Here is a 17,381-nt window from a genome sequence, read left to right as displayed (position 1 = left end):
TCTTTTCACTAATTACCTAGTGACCAACCCACTCTACTTTGTCTAAATCAACACCGTCTTGGAACATTTCCCATAGTGGTGACATGTCACGTAAGTGATTAATTGCATTTTTAATAAGTTCTATTGCGTAATCCACTTCTTCTACCTTGGTGAACCGACCAAAGCTGAAACGGATTGAACTGTGTGCTAATTCGTCGTTAAGACCAAGAGCACGCAGTACATAAGATGGTTCTAAACTTGCTGACGTACAGGCTGAACCTGACGATACTGCCAAGTCTTTCAATGCCATAATTAATGATTCGCCTTCAACAAAGTTAAAGCTCACATTCAGGTTACCTGGGTAACGTTGACTGAAATCACCGTTAACGAATACTTGGTCCATTTCTTTGATACCAGCCCATAAACGATCACGCATAGCCGTTACATGCTCAAGATCTTGTTGCATATCTTCTTTGGCAACTCGACATGCTTCACCAAAACCAACGATTTGGTGAGTCGGCAATGTACCACTGCGCATACCACGCTCGTGACCACCACCGTGTGTTTGTGCTTCTAAACGGATACGAGGCTTACGACGAACAAACAATGCACCGATACCTTTTGGACCGTACATTTTGTGTGCCGAAATCGACAGTAAATCAACTTTCAATGCTTGCATATCTACCGGAATTTTACCGACTGATTGTGCCGCATCTACATGGAATACGATTTTACGAGAACGACATAACTCGCCAATTGCTGCGACGTCTTGAATGACACCGATTTCATTGTTTACGTGCATGATAGAAACAAGCACGGTGTCATCACGCATTGCCGCTTCTAACTTAGCTAAATCGATTAGACCATCAGCTTCTGGGTCTAGGTAAGTTACTTCAAAACCTTGACGCTCAAGTTCACGACAGGTGTCAAGTACGGCTTTATGCTCAGTTTTACAGGTAATAACGTGCTTACCTTTTTTGCTGTAAAAATTAGCAGCGCCTTTAATCGCTAGGTTATCTGATTCTGTTGCACCAGAGGTGAATACAATTTCACGAGGATCGGCATTGATTAAATCAGCAATTTGATTTCGAGCGATATCAACTGCTTCTTCTGCTTGCCAACCAAACTTGTGCGAGCGAGACGCTGGGTTGCCAAAAATGCCATCATTGGTCATGTATTGCACCATCTTATCAGCAACACGTTTGTCTACTGGCGTTGTTGCTGAATAATCTAGGTAAATAGGTAACTTCATCAAAAATTCTCTCTTACGTAAACGGGTGTATTACCACTCGTTAATAATGCTTTTCGTTGATATCACGGTTCCGACGGGTTTTTGCTGGTGATTACTAATGTATTCAGCATCCTGACGTTCCGAAACTTGCTGTACATCGCCTTGATTTACGAGCTCACTTAAGGTGATACCGCTTAGAAAATCGGCAATGCGTTCACTTAAATCGTTCCACAAATTGTGGGTTAAACATTTATGGCCGCCTTGACAGTTGCCTTGGCCTTGACATCGAGTCGCATCGACACTCTCATCAACGGCACTTATCACATCGGCAACAGCAATCTTTGCTGAACAGCGACCTAGGCGGTAACCGCCACCAGGACCTCGCACACTGCTAACCAAGCCATGTTTACGTAGCTTTGAAAACAGCTGCTCTAAATAAGACAGCGAGATACCTTGCCTTTCAGATATATCCGCCAAAGGCACAGGACCACTTTCAGCATGGATAGCAACATCCAGCATAGCGGTAACGGCATAGCGACCTTTAGAAGTCAGTTTCATGTTCTCAACCTGAAGTAAAATGCTCTAACCATAGCAATTTTGCTATTACATTATTGTTACAGTTAAAGGGGGTATTTAGCGCAAAAAATGTGGCAAAATGTAGCCTGTATGTATTAATCACAGCGCATTTTACTTATCCATACAAAATAGTCAACTAAATACCCACATAAAATAGTCAAACTAATACCTGACTATTTTACTAAGGAATTATTGTTACGGCAAGTTTAAATTTTAGGATCAAACTTTTCTTGTTCGGATTGACGACGTTTGGCGGCACTCTTTTCAGCTTCGGCAAACTCGGTGACATGTAATTCAGGCAGTTCGTCTTCGCAAACATTACCACCTAATTTATTTAATTCGCAGGTCATTTCCTGCAATTTTGCGTCCATCAGATTGACGTGATCAAGCACTCGACCAATGGCTTTGGCAACCGGATCTGGATTATCTTCTGATACAGCGTAGGCATCAAAACCATATTTACTGGCTAACTCATTACGCTTGTCTTGCTCGGCATCATGACCATTGCTAACCACACGCCCGGGAATACCGACCACGGTCGCGCCGCTTGGCACATCTTTAACAACCACGGCGTTAGAACCAATTCTGGCATTCGCGCCAACACTTAACGGCCCTAAGACTTTTGCGCCAGCACCAATCACCACATTATTACCTAAGGTAGGATGACGTTTACCGGCATCCCAACTGGTACCACCTAACGTGACGCCATGGTAAATCGTGCAATCATCGCCAATCTCAGCGGTTTCACCAATAACGATGCCCATGCCGTGATCAATAAAAAAGCGACGACCAATGGTTGCACCTGGGTGAATTTCGACACCGGTAACCCAACGTATTAGCGTTGAAACTATGCGCGCCAGTAATTTAAGATTTTTTTGCCATAACCAAGACGATAGACAATGCCCCCAAATGGCATGAAGCCCCGGATAGTTGGTAAGCACTTCAAACGTGGTTCGAGCCGCTGGGTCGCGGTCAAATACGCTTTTTATATCTTCTCTGATTCTAGCAAACATAGTTGTCCTAATTTAGTTGCTGCTTATTTTACCGACTTATCGATTGACGCTAAAATGCCGCGAAGCATTTTTAGCTCTTTGCCATCAGGTCGGGCACGGTTAAACAAACGACGTACTTTCGTCATGATCATGCCTGGATGCTTCGGCTGAATAAAGCCGGTCTTTTCCATCGCTGATTCAAAATGCTGATAAAAACGTTCCGTTTCATCGACCAAAGGATACTGCTCTTCGCTGTCTTGCTCTGGCTTAGGTTGATGCTGAGCGTCAACACTTTGCAAATAGTTCACGCGCACTTCATAACTTAACGTTTGTACTGCCATCGCTAGATTCAATGAGCTGTATTCAGGGTTTGCCGGAATACATACATGATAATGACAAAGTTGTAATTCATCATTGGTTAAGCCACTGCTTTCGCGACCAAACACCAAAGCGACAGGGTATGTCTGCCCTTCTTCGACCATTTTGGCACCGCACTCTCTTGGCTCAAGCATAGGCCAAGGTAAGGTGCGCGAGCGAGCACTGGTGCCAACAACCAAACCACAATCGGTGATTGCTTCTTCCAATGTGCTTACCACTTTAGCATTGGCTAATACATCTGTCGCACCCGCCGCCAAAGCTTGCGCTTGGCCGTTCGGCATCTCCATAGGGTCAACCAAATACAGGTTTTTCAGGCCCATGGTTTTCATCGCCCGAGCAGCGCTGCCCATATTGCGGCAATCAGAGGTGTTTACCAGTACAATTCGAACGTTATCTAACATAATTTGTTTCTTGATTTGGAAAATTGCCGCGATTTTAACACAGCACAAGATTTCCTGTCGTTAAAATTAGCATATTTCGTTAACAAAAAAGATCAAAATTATTTGCTCTTATTAGAGCATTTATTTATGACACCTTGCTTTTGTTTATAAAAAGTAAAAGCCTTGTTAGCAAAGGGGTTAAGTTGAAAATAGCTATGATTGAACTATAACTATTAGCCAACTTCCAACAGTTTTGATCCTCTATCGCTTTTTTAATTCGCATTTGTTATACTGCGCGCCGTTTTGCAGACCAGCGAATGAGACTGGTCAAAATTGTTCTTTCTAAAATAAGGTAGTCACACATGCATCCAATGCTGAATATCGCTGTGCGCGCTGCGCGTAGTGCCGGTAACGTTATTGCTCGCACTTTTGAGCAAACGGACAAGATAGAAATAGAAGCCAAAGGTAGCAACGATTTTGTTACTAATGTTGATACACAAGCTGAGCAGATCATCATCGATACTATTTTAAAGTCGTATCCTGATCATTCTATTATTTCCGAAGAACGCGGTATTATTGCGGGTAAAGATGCTGACTACCAATGGGTCATCGATCCTCTTGATGGTACCACCAACTTTGTTAAAGGCATTCCTCACTTTGCCGTATCTATTGCCCTTAAAGTTAAAGGCAAACTAGACCAAGCCGTTATTTACGATCCAATCCGTGGTGAATTATTCACCGCCAGCCGTGGTAAAGGCGCACAACTAAATAATGTGCGTATTCGCGTAAACAATATGAAAGAATTAAACGGTACCGTATTGGCTACCGGCTTCCCTTTCAAGCAAAAAGCCAGCATTGATGCCTACCTTGGTATGTTCAAAGACTTATTCGCGAAAACCGCTGACATGCGTCGAGCAGGTTCTGCGGCGCTTGATTTAGCTTATGTTGCGGCAGGTCGTATTGACGGTTACTTTGAACTTGGTCTAAAACCTTGGGATACCGCTGCTGGTGAACTATTGGTTATTGAAGCGGGTGGATTGGTTTGCGACTTTGCCGGTGGCAACAACCACGCTAAAAGTGGTAATACCGTTGCAGCAAACGCTCGCGTATTAAAGAATATCCTAACCGATATTCGTCCTCACCTTACGCCGGCGATGAAAAAGCTGTAATCACAAAATAGATTCAATAAAAAAGGCTGCATCTGCAGCCTTTTTTTTATTTGTAGTTAATTAAAATTAGATTGTTTTGCCTTGGCACCAAATACTCAACTTTATCGCCATTATAAAAAGCGTTTTCTTCGAGCATTATCATCACGTCTTTTTGCCACTCCTTAACAAAGGTTGTGACATTCAATTCAATTGAATACGCCGCATCAGGATATATCTTACGGTCGCCATCGCCCGCGACACCATGCTGAGAATCCCACTTGCCTATAGTGGTACCTGCACCATGGCCATGATAGCCAATTGGATGGGTATAGATCATAGGGCGCAAGCCAGCAAGTAAAGCCTGTTCTCTAGCACGGGATAAAATTTCATTACCACTGCGACCGGGTTTAAATTGCTTTAATAACAGGTCTTGTAATTTATTGCCTTCTCCCAGCGCCTGCTTTAGGTATCGCGGCGCGGTTTTTTCTTGCGCTTTTAATACATAGGCATGTTGCTGAATATCGCTGTTGAGGCGTAAATAATGAATACCAAAATCTACATGCAACAAATCACCTGGCATAATGATTTCGTCAGGGTCTTGGCTTACCCCCATTTTTTTGTATTTGCGCTGCAAACGAATCGCAGGTTGAAACCAAGTATCGAGCCCTAAACCATTTACGCGCTCACGAAACCACCAGACTAAATCACCAATGGTGGTTTTACGTGGACGTATGACCTTGGTCGAAAAGCCCTCATGAATAATCGCCTTGGTTAAGCCAACCAAATTGCGATGCATTTCGACCTCTTCATCAATACGGGTATCTAGCCAGCTCACCGCCAACTCTTCTGCCGATACCAAACGTTGCGATAAATTCGCGGGTAAATGACGCTGCAATAATTGTTTATCACTTGCTGCTAAACCATCGGCAAGACCATATGTATCTGACACATTAATACCAATGCGATTTGGTTGATAGCGGTCTATCAGTTTTACCAGCGCTTGCATTTGATTGGGCTCGGTGGTTTTATCCCATGCCTTTTTAAACACCCCTGATACATCATAGGTAGATATCGCTTCAGCACGCACGCCCTGCTCTTTACCTAGGTCGGTAAACACTAAAATGGTTCTGCGACGGGCACCAAACCAATCGCCCGGTAGCATGGTTTCTAAAACAGGATCTTCGTTATATTCACGAGAGATTAATACCCACATATCAATATTTGAACGGCGCATTAATTGTGGCAACAAGGTATCAACGCGTTTTTGCAAGATTTGATCAACCACTTCAGCGCGTTGCTGTAATGGCAAGATGTTGAATTTCTTAACTAAGTCATCACTTTGCTGGGCTATGGAGATAAAACTAAGTGTCAGCAAAGCAACGACACTTAATAACTTTTTAACATATAAAAGCACAATACGATTCTTTATGGTTATTAATATCAAGGTATAGTTACCCCAAGATTAACAACTTCAACACATATTGCAATGACCGGCACCGCATAGCCTGTCTTAAGATGACTAATGGATTCATTAACTAAAATTCAGGCTAAATCACAATTTGTTGCTGGCGAAGTCGCACTGATAGGTGCCGGCCCAGGCGACGCCGAATTATTGACCATAAAAGCGATGCGTTTTTTGCAGCAAGCTGACGTCATTATTTATGATCGTCTGGTTAGTCGTGAGATTGTCAATTTGACCCCAGCCAATTGCCAGCGTTTATACGTAGGCAAGGCGGTACACAAGCAATGTGTGAGTCAACAACAGATCAACGACACGCTACTAACCAAAGCCAAGCAAGGCCTCAAGGTTGTTCGCCTTAAAGGCGGTGATAGCTTTATTTTTGGACGTGGCTCTGAAGAAATTGATCATCTGCTCGAGCACGATGTGAACTGTCATGTTATCCCGGGTATTACCGCCGCAAGTGGGGCAACGAGTTATGCTGGTATCCCTTTAACGCATCGCGATGTTGCCTACAGCTGCAGTTTTATCACTGGCCATTTTAAACACGACGGTGAACTTGATTTACCTTGGCATGAATACGTCAATAGTAAGCAGACGCTAGTGTTTTATATGGGTATAGGCAATGCCGGCATTATAGAATCTAAATTGCTAGAGCACGGGAAAAGCCCTGATACACCCGTGGCGATTGTTTATCGAGGTACACAAAACAGTCAACAAGTGTGGCGCACCACACTTGCAAAAATCAACCAGTGCATTGATGACAACAACATCAAAGCACCAAGCCTTATCGTGATGGGTGCGGTTGTAGACGTTTTACAACAGCATCAACTATCAAGCAAACAACCAGCATACTTTTTAAGTAAAGAGGCTGAACACGCCAAGAACAGAACTTCCAAAATCGCATCAATGAAAAATTATGCGTAACTTTTTGCCAGGGTATTAACCCTGGCTTTTTTTTATACAGGGATGTATTTATGCCCGGAAGGCAGGATAGCCTGAGAGGGTATTTATCAGGGATGTATTTATGCCCGGAAGGCAGGATAGCCTGAGAGGGTATTTATCAGGGATGTATTTATGCCCGGAAGCAGAACAAATAGCACCGCCACAAAGACACAACCTTCATCCATGAAGCCAATTGCATTGGCACATCCTGTGCGTCATCTAATATAGCCCCCCTAAGTACTTACTCTCATAAAGCTGTTAAAACGGAAAATGAATAGATAACACAATAAATACTGACGCGAGTAGCAGGATTTTAACCATTAACGGCATGATAAATCGTAACCAAGCGATGTAAGGTACTCTGCCTAATGCAAGTCCGCCCATAAGAAGAGCACTGGTTGGTACAAACATATTCGTAAAACCATCGCCAAACTGAAATGCCAGCACCGCAGTTTGCTGTGGGACACCTGTTAATGTAGCGAGAGGCGACATGATTGGCATGGTCACAAACGCCTGACCAGAGCCCGAAGGAATAAAGAAATTACATAGCGATTGCACAAGTAACATGCCAATACCTGATACTTCAGCCGGAACACCCTGCAGTAATTGCGCAACACTATTTACAATACTATCGAGAATTTGCCCATCGGCTAAAACTACGGATATGGTGCGGGCAAAACCTACAATTAAAGCTGCACCAATCATAAGACTTGCACCTTTGAGGAAAGCTTCACTGGTGTTTGTAGCACCCAATCGACCTATCATTGCTGCAACTAAACCAATACCTAAGAATATGGTATTTAACTCGGTGATATACCAACCATATTTAGCGGAGCCCCAAATAAAGAGCCCTATTCCAGCCATAAAAACAATGAGTATCATTGTTCGTGTAAGATTCATTTTGGTGTCATCGGGCGGTGTAAAACCTTCGTCATAATTAACGTCGCTAAGTAGGCTTTTACTGGGATCATTTTTAACTCGCATGGCATAACGATAAGTATGATGAAATCCCAGAGCCAAGAAAGCCAACATCATTAAAGCACGAATTTCCCAACCTGATGTTAATGGGATACCGGCAATGTTTTGCGCAATTAATACATTAAAAGGGTTTATACCGGCACAGCCCCAGCCTATACCATAAGGGATCCAAACCATCGCCATTGCGACCATCGCATCCATTCTCATCACCAAAGCCATAGATACAAGAATAGGTATTAATGGTACATATTCCTCCCCCATACCTATGGTAAATGAACCAAGACCAAACATGGCAAAACAGCCCAATATTAATACACTTGGATTGTGTCCCATCTTGTGAACAGCCGACATTAATGCTGCATCGATGGCGCCGGTTTTACGTACCACTTCAATCACGCCACCGACAATAAAAATCAAAAATATAATGTCTTGTGCTTCAGCCATTCCCTTAGTAATCGCATCCAGAAAATGCCATAAAGGTAAGCTTACATGCTCATCTGCTGGCAGCATATCATAGGTACCAGCGACGACAATTTCATGGCTAGGATTCTTTGCAAATGGTTCACGCTCAAAGCTGCCTTGGGGAATAACAAAGGTGAGTAACTGGGCAAAAATAATAAAGGAAAAAATTAGAACCAAAGAGTCTATTTTAATGCCTGTAGCTTTCATAGTTATTCCAATGACTGTGCGTAATTTATAATTATTAAATACACTATACCCACCATAATCATTGTGTAACAAGCTTTACTTGGACTGCTATCATGAAGCCATTTAAATTAGCGTTAGCACATCCTGTGCGTCACCCGTCTTATTTTTGGGTCGGTTCTTCATCAGATTTGAGGTGATTTTGAAGGGAAGCTTAGTGCCAAAGGAGGTCATTCACTTTACCTATTATTTTCACCGTCATTGCGGCGAAATTCAATGTTTAGTCCTTTAACTAATAGACTCTTGGTGAAGGAAACTTCAATAAAATTGGAGTGTAGTTTTTAAAAGTACCTGACTCTTCCAAGATAGAGTTCACTTTAGCGATATATTCCAATGAATCATCACTTTCATACAAGAAAGTAATACGAGCATTATCACACCCCTTAGGCAGAGATTTTAATATTGAGACTAAATAATCTTCCGTAATAATTGAGTTGTATGCATACATCGTATTATGCAGATCTATTGTTAGGCGAATAGGGAGGACTTTATTTTCACCTGCGCACGAGTTATTAGAATCGAATAACTTATCTACGTTAGACAAGGAACGCTCGTTCTCGCTTGCGGTTTGTTCCAGTTTCGCTTTAGTGGATTTATCATTTGTATCAACTGAATCGCAACCAATTAAATTGAGTGTCCCCACTAACAAAAGAAAAGCTAGAGTAAAATCTATTTTATTCATTTCATATCCTTGATGTCGGTAACTACCCGACAGCTCACCTCTCTTACGATACACTAACTTTTTCAATAAGTTATCGTCAATACCGAGTTGAACACAGGCATTTCATGGCAGACAAAACCATTTACATTTAATCTTTGAATATCGATGCAGCTATCAAGTACAGTAAAGGTAATACAACATTAGGTCTTAGATGCTCATTATGGACAACAACAAAAATACAATTTATCTCGTCACCACTGCTAGTTTCATCTATATCTGGTCGACCTTGTTATGGCAATATTTTAATGGCGGCATCGAAGCTCATTACTTATTACACAACAAAGACTTACCAAGAATATCAAATGCTTGGGGTGGTATCGTCTTACCGTTAATCACCTATGTGTTGATGAATTTAATTTATAAGCGGACCCCAGTATCAAAATACGTGTGGTGGCAAGCCACTGCGGCGTTTATCTATGGAGTGATTTTATCGATTACCTTTAGTATGGGCTTAACCGCCATATCTTCGATGTTGGCGCCGCTCATTTTTGCTATCGCTATCTTTGTGCCTATCTATAAACCGCAGTTTATACTGGGTTTTATCCTTAGCATGTCGTTCACCTTTGGTACCATATTACCTGCCATATTTGCCACGGTGTTTGCGCTATCAGGCTGGGTTATTTATAAACTTGTGCGGTTCGTTTGGTCTAAACTGACGGCAACTAAACAGGCTTAGCCTGTTAATGCATTGCAGGTAACTTGATATGAAAACTGTCGGTTTATTAGGTGGCATGAGCTGGGAAAGTACGCAAACCTATTATCAGCTCATTAACCAGGGGATTAAACACCAGCTTGGTGGCTTACATTCGGGCAAAATCATTTTATACAGCGTCGACTTTGCCGAGATTGAAGCACTACAGCACAGCGGTGATTGGCTGCAAGCTGCCAAGCGTCTTAGCGATGCCGCGATGGGTGTGCAAGCTGCCGGTGCCGACTTTTTAATGATTTGTACTAACACCATGCATAAAGTGTTTGATCAGGTGCAAGAGAGCATCGATATCCCAATGTTGCATATTGCAGATGCTACCGGTGAGCGCTTAACGGCTATGGGCATTGATAAAGTGGGCTTATTAGGTACGGCATTTACCATGGAGCAAGATTTTTATAAATCGCGACTTACCAATAAGTTCGCCATTGATGTGGTGATACCCGATAAAAACCAGCGGGATTTGGTACACAATGTCATTTACCAAGAACTGTGTCAGGGCATTATCAACCATGATTCCAAACAGCAATACTTGCGCATTATCGAAGACTTAGCGAAACACGGTGCACAAGCAGTGATTCTCGGCTGTACGGAAATAGGTTTACTGATACAGCAAGACGATTGCAACACCCCTCTGATAGATACCACAGACGTGCATGCTAATGCGGCAATAACAGCAATGCTGACACCATAATCGAATACATTTAAGTCTGCCTATATAACTTTAAGCTATTGACAATTAACTGCTTTCAAACGAATATGAATGAGAATTATCACTAATACAATAACACACGGATGTCGTTCAAAAAGCTTATTTCAATTTGCCTTTGCTGCACTATCAGCCTATTAAGTGGCTGCGTATCTTCGTCTTATGTCGCCAGTTTTGGTGCCAAATCATTACATGGTTCAGTGCTAAACGATGAGCCGCAACAAAGCATTGAAATGGCCATCAAAGATTCCGACCGGAAAGTTTCTGGATTTCTGTTTGCACACGGTCATTTTTTTCCGTACAGCAACCTCATTCATGAGCAAGACGGTGAGCGAGTCGGCACACTTGAATTTGGATACGACGATATTGTCTGGTTATCAGACAGCAAAGGTTATTTATTAACAGAGCTAAACAGTAAGCCTATTCGCTTTGAAGTGATTAAAAGCGGTGCTCGACTGCAATTTATTCATGATTATCGCGCTTGGCATGGATACCCGGCACAAAGCTTAATGTTATTTACTATACCCGCAGATATCATTTTTAGTGTTGCTGTTGTGCCAGCGATGATTATTGCCACTCCATTTATCGATGAAGAGTCATCAAACCCGCCACAAAGTTAATTAAAGGATAAACAGATGTTAGATGTTAAACACAGTCGCTATGCTGTGCTTTTAGCCGTGTTATTAATGACAGGATGCTATGCAGAGAAAAAAGATGTTGAAGACATTAAAGAAGATGACAGCGTACATCTAGATTGGCAAATTAGTCGTGTCTACGACAGTTCAACTAATCAACAACAAGATCAACAACAAGATCAACAACAAGAGCAACAACAAGAGCAAGAGCAAGAGCAAGAGCTGGATGAAATATCCTTTTCTTTTAGAGTCGAAATAAAAGTAGGCAGCTTATATGTAAATGCCTACCTCAATGATGGTTTGCTGTTGCATTTAGATGACCAACAAATCGATCTTGGTAAATACAACGTCAACGAACCGTATGATGATTATGTTTATTATGAAGTTGCCATCGACGATGCTGATGATTTTGAGCATGTCGAGATTTCGTTAAAAACACCAGAGAAAACATTTCGCAGTAAACTTAAATTACCTGAACGGTTTACTGTTGAAAACTCAGCAACGGCGGAAAGTTATGACCCTATATTGGATGATATTCATTTAACTTGGGATTCTGAGTTACCCTTTGCAACCGTTAAAGGGAAATTACATTACCAATATGAGCAAGGTGTTGTTGGTTGTGAGCGAGAGGAATTCAGTGACGCAATCGAAAGCGGCAATGCCTACAGCATTATGATGGAAGATTTGCACACAGGTTGCGACATAAAGGACTTATATACGGAAAATATCCGTACCAGTATTAGTCTCGGTGGTGGTGACACGTTAACACCACAAATTAATGACTTTGAATACTATATCATTGATTTTAAACAAGGTTATAACTGGACTCGTAATATCCCAATGGATTAACCTTATTGCATTATAAAAAAACGGCCTGCTGGCCGTTTTTTTATATGCGATGATTCATTAGCCGCCTACGCTCACGGTGGTAAATTGAAATATCACTTGCGAATTAAGGTTTTCATTAATTTTCATTAATGTTTTGCGCTGTGCATTAACCAAATCGGCAGAACATAGGTTACCTGGCGTTGTATCATTAACAAAACGCTTAACGGTTAACACATTACCTTCTTGTTCATAGCTTGCCTTAAACTCGATGTGGTTCTCATTGATGGCAAAGTTGTCTGGTTTTGCTAAAATTTTCAAGTTTTGTGGTAACTCATACACTAACTCTTCCTCAGAAAAACCATTCATACAGGCGATAACGTCTGTCACCAGCTCTTCTTGTGAATAATCTAAGTAATTAAATAACGCTCCAGAGGTTAGCACGAACGGGTACACATGAAAGCCACCGGCACCTGAACTTTGGATAAATTCTGGGCGTTCAAATTCAAAAGAGTAATTGAAATCGCTCTTCAGCGGCTTCGGATCATCTTTTGTAAGGGTCGCTTTACCAAGTTGGTTACGAGAACTAAAGGTACGTTCTAACCACTCTTTTTCTTGCTGCTCGGTGATCATCCGAAAGCTCGCGCGCAAATCTATAGCGGCTCGACCTTGGGCGGAAATTTGCAAATCGCCAGTTACCGAACCATTGGCATTAATGGTCATTTTTGAGGTGAGCGATTGCTTGTTTTCACCAACTTTTGTCGCTGGCGTTTTCGCAACTTTATAACGCTCATCAATCATGATCACCGGTTTATCAGCAATGTTAAACGCTAAGCTTTCAAATGGCATGTGTGGGTTAGTTGAATCGATGAACATGTCCCACTCTGGTAAATAAGTAATTACGTGATTCACCGCAGATACCAGCGCCACATCAGGTAATACATATTGATTACCTGAGTTGATTAAAGCTTGGCTGCTATCGATGCCTTTGGCTTTGTAAAATGCCTCTAATAAAGTGGCATGGTCTTTACAATCCCCCATACGATTATCAAGGATAAAATTGACATGATGTGGCACCACAGCGCCAACACCAATACAGTTTCCGGCATAAGAAATATTAGTAGCTACCCACTCATACAGAGCTTTCGCCATTTGCTTTTTATCAACTAAATCGGCGGTAATTTCATCCGCCAGCTTTTGTACTCGATCGGTCACTTCAGCTTGCGGTAAGGCTCTTTTGGCATAGGCATCTGCAACCTCTTGGTAAGAGGCAAACGTTGAAACAATAAAGCCTTTCGATGTATTGGCGTTCCATGTTGAATAGTCGTTGCGTTTGCCTTTAATCGGCTTAGGGTTGCTGTAGCTGACACGAATCACTTTGCTATCCCCATCTTTACTCACTGACTTTTCAACACCGTTAAACTGTTGATAAATGACGACATCATCCGGCATGCGAATGGTGATATTCAGTTCATCGTATGCGGTATGATCCCAAACACTCTCGGCAATGGCAAAATGCCCCGGAAACATAGGTTCGATTTCAACTATTTTCGATTTGACGTAAATTGCATCATTGGCGTCTAACTCAGGAAAGACAACGGTTAGCGAGGTGCGATCAGAATATATTGCCTGGTTGTCATTGTGACCGCGATTGATGCTTTCCTGATAATTGCCTTCAGGAACCATAACTTCACTGCCATCAGCATTGATGGTCTTGGCTTCAATGACCTTTAATTTTTCAATACTGGTACTGTAGTTAAAGCTATAATTTTTCAATTCTTTAGCGACATTATCATTTAATGCCACCACTTCAAGTTCAGTCGTACGCTCAACAGTAAAGTCTTCATTTACCGTATACTCGACGTTCAGCTTTTTAATTTTTGACTGTAATTCAAGGTATTCAACAGGCTCTGCAGCAAGACCAAAGCTAGCGCTCAAGGTAAGCGCACAACATAGCTGGGATTTTTTCACGTTTGCATCCTTTCTTATTGTTATTATTGCTAAATCAGCATATAACGCGGGTGCTTATTTGAAAAGCCAAAACCGTAAAATCCATAAGATTTTTGTACTTAACAGCAATCGAATTTCTTCACCGTCGCACCATTCATCGCTACAGCCCTCATATAACAGGCATAAAAAAACCAGCGCAAGCGCTGGTTTTTGGCAATCAATTGGGCTTATGCCTATAACCGTTGGTTATAGTGGAAAGCCTTCTTGGTCTTCGCCTTCTTTCTCGATAACTTCAGGGATCAGATCTTCTTTAGAAATACCTAAACCTAACGCTACGGTTGAAGCAACGTAAATTGATGAGTAGGTACCAATGATGATACCGAACAATAACGCTGTCGCAAAACCGTGAATCAAGGCGCCGCCTTTAAAGAACAAGGCCAACAATACCAAGAACGTGGTCAATGAGGTGATCATCGTACGTGATAGAGTCTGGGTCAGTGAAATATTAATCACTTCCTCAGGAGTGCCTTTACGAAGTTTACGGAAGTTTTCACGAATACGGTCTGATACAACAATGGTATCATTCAATGAATAACCTATTACCGCCAACACCGCCGCCAGTACGGTCAAATCAAACTCTAAGCCCAATATTGAAAACAAGCCTAAGGTTAGAATCACGTCATGTGCCAAGGCCGTTACCGAGCCCAAAGCAAAACGCCATTCAAATCGAAACGCAACATAGATAAGAATACAGATAAGTGCCGTTAGCATCGCTAAGCCACCTTGTTCTGTTAACTCTTCACCTACTGACGAACCAACAAACTCGATACGACGCATTACCAATTCTTGGCCTGTGCCTTCGTTTAACATGTCCATGATTTGATTGCCTAGCATTTCTGCTTTGACATCATCACGATAACCTAAACGAATAAGTACATCATTTGAACTACCAAATAGTTGTACTACCGCATCGTCATAACCGCCAGCTTCTAATACGCTGCGGACTTGTTTCAAGTCAGCAGATTGTTCAAAACCAACTTCAATTAATGTACCACCAGTAAAGTCGAGTCCCCAGTTAAGCTTGTTAACAGACAGAGACACAAGTGATGCCACAACCAGCAGTAGACTGATCACTGACGTCACCTTACGGTAGGACATAAAGGCCACGGTTTCTTTAAGTTTTAATAATTGCATAACTTACTCCAGGCCTATATCGACAATTTATTCAAACGCTTACCACCCCACACGGCATTGACGACAGCGCGTGTACCAACGATAGAAGTAAACATTGAGGTGATAATACCGATAGATAGGGTTACCGCGAATCCTTTAATAGGACCGGTACCCACGGCGAATAAAATAATGGACGCAATCAAGGTGGTGATATTGGCATCAAGAATTGTTGAGAATGCCGAATCATAACCACGATGAATCGCTTGTTGTACTGATTGCCCTTCGCGCAGCTCCTCTCGAATCCGCTCAAAGATCAGTACATTGGCATCAACCGCCATACCAACGGTCAAAACAATACCTGCCATACCCGGTAAGGTTAGCGTTGCGCCAGGAATAAGTGACATGACACCAACGATAAGAATCAAGTTTGCCGCCAATGCCGTATTGGCAACTAAACCAAACTTTCTGTAGTAAATGACCATAAACGCCAAGACCAGTACAAAGCCCCACATGATGGCTTGCATACCTAGTTCAACGTTTTCGGCACCTAGAGATGGACCAACAGTACGCTCTTCAACAATAGCAATCGGTGCAATCAAGGCACCTGCACGAAGCAATAATGCTAGGTTATGTGCTGCAGCCGGAGACTCTTGACCGGTGATACGGAAACTCTTACCAAGACGAGCTTGAATTGTCGCAACACTGATCACTTCCAATTCTTTTTCAAACTTGATGCTGCCATCTGGGTTTTTACCCACGGCTTTACTTTCAATAAATACCGTTGCCATAGGCTTGCCGATATTATCTTTCGTCGCATTTGAAAATAAGCTACCGCCTTTGTTATCCAAGTCGATGTTTACTTGTGGGCGGCTGGTTTCTTGGTCTAGTGATGATTTGGCGTTAACAATGTGCTCACCACGCAACATAATGCGCTTTTTAAGCAATTGTGGACGACCATCTTGATCGTTAACTATAAACGAGCCTGGCGGTACACGACCATTGACCGCAGACATAACGTCGCGCTCCTGATCAACCATATGGAATTGTAGGGTTGCTGTTGCACCCAAAATTTCCTTGGCGCGTGCAGTATCTTGAATACCCGGTAATTCAACAACAATGTGCTTAGCACCTTGACGTTGTACCAAAGGCTCCGCAACACCCAATTCGTTTACACGATTACGGATGATGGTGATGTTTTGCTGTAGTGCATACTCACGAGTTTCTTTTAATTTGGCATCGCTCATAGTCACTTTTAATGACATACGATCTTCGTTATCAGAAAACAAGTAGTCAGCGTAAGTGCGCTTTATTACCGTTTCAGCACGTTCGATATCTTCAACATTGCGAAATACAATTTCAACGCCGTTGCCAGATTCTTTGACACTACGGTAGCGAATTTTTTCAGCACGTAATTGAGTGCGGAAATCACCAACCATATTTTCCTGCGCACGGCTCATCGCCGTCGCCATGTCAACTTCCATCAAGAAGTGAACACCACCGGATAAATCCAGACCTAGTTTCATTGGCGCGCCGCCAAGGCTTGCCAACCAATCAGGTGTTGCAGGTGTTAGGTTTAATGCCACTGAGTATTCACGGCCAAGATGCTCGGCAAGTGATTCATTAGCAACTTGCTGATCGGTGTAATCGCTAAAGCGCACCAATACTTGACCATTTTTCAGTGCCGCACTTGAATAGGCTATGCCCTGCGAGTTTAGATGCTCAGTTACCGCATCCAATGTCGCCGCATCGGCTTGCACACCTTTGGTACCAGAAACCTGTACCGCTGGGTCTTCACCGTAATAGTTGGGCAACGCATACAGAGCTGCGATGGCGACGATAAACACCACCATCAAGTTTTTCCATAATGGATATTTGTTTAACACAACAAGTC

The 17,381-nt window shown here is 42.4% G+C and carries 16 protein-coding genes; 6 read left to right on the top strand and 10 right to left on the bottom strand.

The window, feature by feature from the left end:
* Positions 1-16: 16 nt before the first annotated feature.
* The 4 genes from E2K93_RS12675 to trmJ form a co-directional block, all read right to left on the bottom strand.
* On the bottom strand, positions 17-1,231 hold the full coding sequence (locus tag E2K93_RS12675; RefSeq protein WP_135439454.1) for an IscS subfamily cysteine desulfurase: 1,215 nt from the start codon (positions 1,229-1,231) through the stop codon (positions 17-19).
* Between the two features lie 30 nt (positions 1,232-1,261).
* Positions 1,262-1,768, bottom strand: coding sequence for a Fe-S cluster assembly transcriptional regulator IscR (gene iscR, locus E2K93_RS12670; protein ID WP_135439453.1), 507 nt, complete (start codon positions 1,766-1,768; stop codon positions 1,262-1,264).
* A 224-nt stretch (positions 1,769-1,992) separates the two neighbouring features.
* Positions 1,993-2,799, bottom strand: coding sequence for a serine O-acetyltransferase (cysE, locus tag E2K93_RS12665; RefSeq protein ID WP_135439452.1), 807 nt, complete (start codon positions 2,797-2,799; stop codon positions 1,993-1,995).
* Positions 2,800-2,822: 23 nt separating this feature from the next.
* The gene (gene trmJ / locus E2K93_RS12660) at positions 2,823-3,557 is read right to left on the bottom strand and encodes a tRNA (cytosine(32)/uridine(32)-2'-O)-methyltransferase TrmJ (RefSeq protein ID WP_135439451.1); all 735 of its coding nucleotides are present in this window, start codon (positions 3,555-3,557) and stop codon (positions 2,823-2,825) included.
* Between the two features lie 341 nt (positions 3,558-3,898).
* On the opposite strand from trmJ, the gene suhB reads away from it, so the two are divergent.
* Positions 3,899-4,705: an inositol-1-monophosphatase gene (gene suhB, locus E2K93_RS12655; protein WP_135439450.1), complete on the top strand. Its 807-nt coding sequence runs from the start codon at positions 3,899-3,901 to the stop codon at positions 4,703-4,705.
* A gap of 46 nt (positions 4,706-4,751) precedes the next feature.
* On the opposite strand, the gene E2K93_RS12650 is transcribed toward suhB, so the two are convergent.
* Complete coding sequence (locus E2K93_RS12650) at positions 4,752-6,098, bottom strand: M24 family metallopeptidase (protein ID WP_135439449.1); 1,347 nt, start codon at positions 6,096-6,098, stop codon at positions 4,752-4,754.
* Positions 6,099-6,206: 108 nt separating this feature from the next.
* Between E2K93_RS12650 and cobA the strand changes: the two genes are divergently transcribed.
* Complete coding sequence (gene cobA, locus E2K93_RS12645; protein WP_135439448.1) at positions 6,207-7,070, top strand: uroporphyrinogen-III C-methyltransferase; 864 nt, start codon at positions 6,207-6,209, stop codon at positions 7,068-7,070.
* A gap of 276 nt (positions 7,071-7,346) precedes the next feature.
* Here the strand turns inward: cobA and E2K93_RS12640 are convergent, their stop codons facing one another.
* Positions 7,347-8,735 (bottom strand): YfcC family protein, encoded by a 1,389-nt coding sequence (locus E2K93_RS12640; RefSeq protein WP_135439447.1) that lies wholly within the window; start codon positions 8,733-8,735, stop codon positions 7,347-7,349.
* A 268-nt stretch (positions 8,736-9,003) separates the two neighbouring features.
* Positions 9,004-9,453, bottom strand: coding sequence for a hypothetical protein (locus E2K93_RS12635; protein ID WP_135439446.1), 450 nt, complete (start codon positions 9,451-9,453; stop codon positions 9,004-9,006).
* Positions 9,454-9,652: 199 nt separating this feature from the next.
* Here E2K93_RS12635 and E2K93_RS12630 point away from each other — a divergent pair, with 199 nt between their 5' ends.
* From E2K93_RS12630 to E2K93_RS12615, 4 genes are all read left to right on the top strand, one after another.
* Entirely contained in the window at positions 9,653-10,168 is a 516-nt protein-coding gene (locus E2K93_RS12630; protein ID WP_135439445.1) for a hypothetical protein, read from the top strand.
* 28 nt (positions 10,169-10,196) lie between these two features.
* The gene (locus E2K93_RS12625; protein WP_135439444.1) at positions 10,197-10,892 is read left to right on the top strand and encodes an aspartate/glutamate racemase family protein; all 696 of its coding nucleotides are present in this window, start codon (positions 10,197-10,199) and stop codon (positions 10,890-10,892) included.
* A gap of 101 nt (positions 10,893-10,993) precedes the next feature.
* A complete protein-coding gene (locus E2K93_RS12620) occupies positions 10,994-11,527 on the top strand; it encodes a hypothetical protein (RefSeq protein WP_135439443.1) in 534 nt (177 codons plus the stop codon).
* A 15-nt stretch (positions 11,528-11,542) separates the two neighbouring features.
* The gene (locus tag E2K93_RS12615; protein WP_135439442.1) at positions 11,543-12,391 is read left to right on the top strand and encodes a hypothetical protein; all 849 of its coding nucleotides are present in this window, start codon (positions 11,543-11,545) and stop codon (positions 12,389-12,391) included.
* Positions 12,392-12,448: 57 nt separating this feature from the next.
* On the opposite strand, the gene E2K93_RS12610 is transcribed toward E2K93_RS12615, so the two are convergent.
* From E2K93_RS12610 to secD, 3 genes are all read right to left on the bottom strand, one after another.
* On the bottom strand, positions 12,449-14,338 hold the full coding sequence (locus E2K93_RS12610) for a DUF3857 domain-containing transglutaminase family protein (protein ID WP_135439441.1): 1,890 nt from the start codon (positions 14,336-14,338) through the stop codon (positions 12,449-12,451).
* Between the two features lie 225 nt (positions 14,339-14,563).
* A complete protein-coding gene (secF, locus tag E2K93_RS12605) occupies positions 14,564-15,511 on the bottom strand; it encodes a protein translocase subunit SecF (protein WP_135439440.1) in 948 nt (315 codons plus the stop codon).
* A gap of 14 nt (positions 15,512-15,525) precedes the next feature.
* Entirely contained in the window at positions 15,526-17,373 is a 1,848-nt protein-coding gene (gene secD, locus E2K93_RS12600) for a protein translocase subunit SecD (RefSeq protein WP_135439439.1), read from the bottom strand.
* Positions 17,374-17,381 lie beyond the last annotated feature (8 nt).

Source organism: Thalassotalea sp. HSM 43 (genome assembly GCF_004752005.1).
Lineage (GTDB): Bacteria > Pseudomonadota > Gammaproteobacteria > Enterobacterales > Alteromonadaceae > Thalassotalea_A.
The sequence above is the reverse complement of the archived record's forward strand: the minus strand, read 5'-3'. Positions and strand labels throughout refer to the sequence as shown.

What these genes read in the sequence shown, in the direction of transcription:
- cobA (WP_135439448.1), top strand. Translation starts at nt 6,207, where the DNA reads ATGGATTCATTAACTAAAATTCAGGCTAAATCACAATTTGTTGCTGGC.
- E2K93_RS12630 (WP_135439445.1), top strand. Translation starts at nt 9,653, where the DNA reads ATGGACAACAACAAAAATACAATTTATCTCGTCACCACTGCTAGTTTC.
- E2K93_RS12625 (WP_135439444.1), top strand. Translation starts at nt 10,197, where the DNA reads ATGAAAACTGTCGGTTTATTAGGTGGCATGAGCTGGGAAAGTACGCAA.
- secF (WP_135439440.1), bottom strand. Translation starts at nt 15,511, where the DNA reads ATGCAATTATTAAAACTTAAAGAAACCGTGGCCTTTATGTCCTACCGT.
- suhB (WP_135439450.1), top strand. Translation starts at nt 3,899, where the DNA reads ATGCATCCAATGCTGAATATCGCTGTGCGCGCTGCGCGTAGTGCCGGT.
- E2K93_RS12620 (WP_135439443.1), top strand. Translation starts at nt 10,994, where the DNA reads ATGTCGTTCAAAAAGCTTATTTCAATTTGCCTTTGCTGCACTATCAGC.
- E2K93_RS12615 (WP_135439442.1), top strand. Translation starts at nt 11,543, where the DNA reads ATGTTAGATGTTAAACACAGTCGCTATGCTGTGCTTTTAGCCGTGTTA.
- E2K93_RS12675 (WP_135439454.1), bottom strand. Translation starts at nt 1,231, where the DNA reads ATGAAGTTACCTATTTACCTAGATTATTCAGCAACAACGCCAGTAGAC.
- E2K93_RS12635 (WP_135439446.1), bottom strand. Translation starts at nt 9,453, where the DNA reads ATGAATAAAATAGATTTTACTCTAGCTTTTCTTTTGTTAGTGGGGACA.
- trmJ (WP_135439451.1), bottom strand. Translation starts at nt 3,557, where the DNA reads ATGTTAGATAACGTTCGAATTGTACTGGTAAACACCTCTGATTGCCGC.
- E2K93_RS12640 (WP_135439447.1), bottom strand. Translation starts at nt 8,735, where the DNA reads ATGAAAGCTACAGGCATTAAAATAGACTCTTTGGTTCTAATTTTTTCC.
- cysE (WP_135439452.1), bottom strand. Translation starts at nt 2,799, where the DNA reads ATGTTTGCTAGAATCAGAGAAGATATAAAAAGCGTATTTGACCGCGAC.
- iscR (WP_135439453.1), bottom strand. Translation starts at nt 1,768, where the DNA reads ATGAAACTGACTTCTAAAGGTCGCTATGCCGTTACCGCTATGCTGGAT.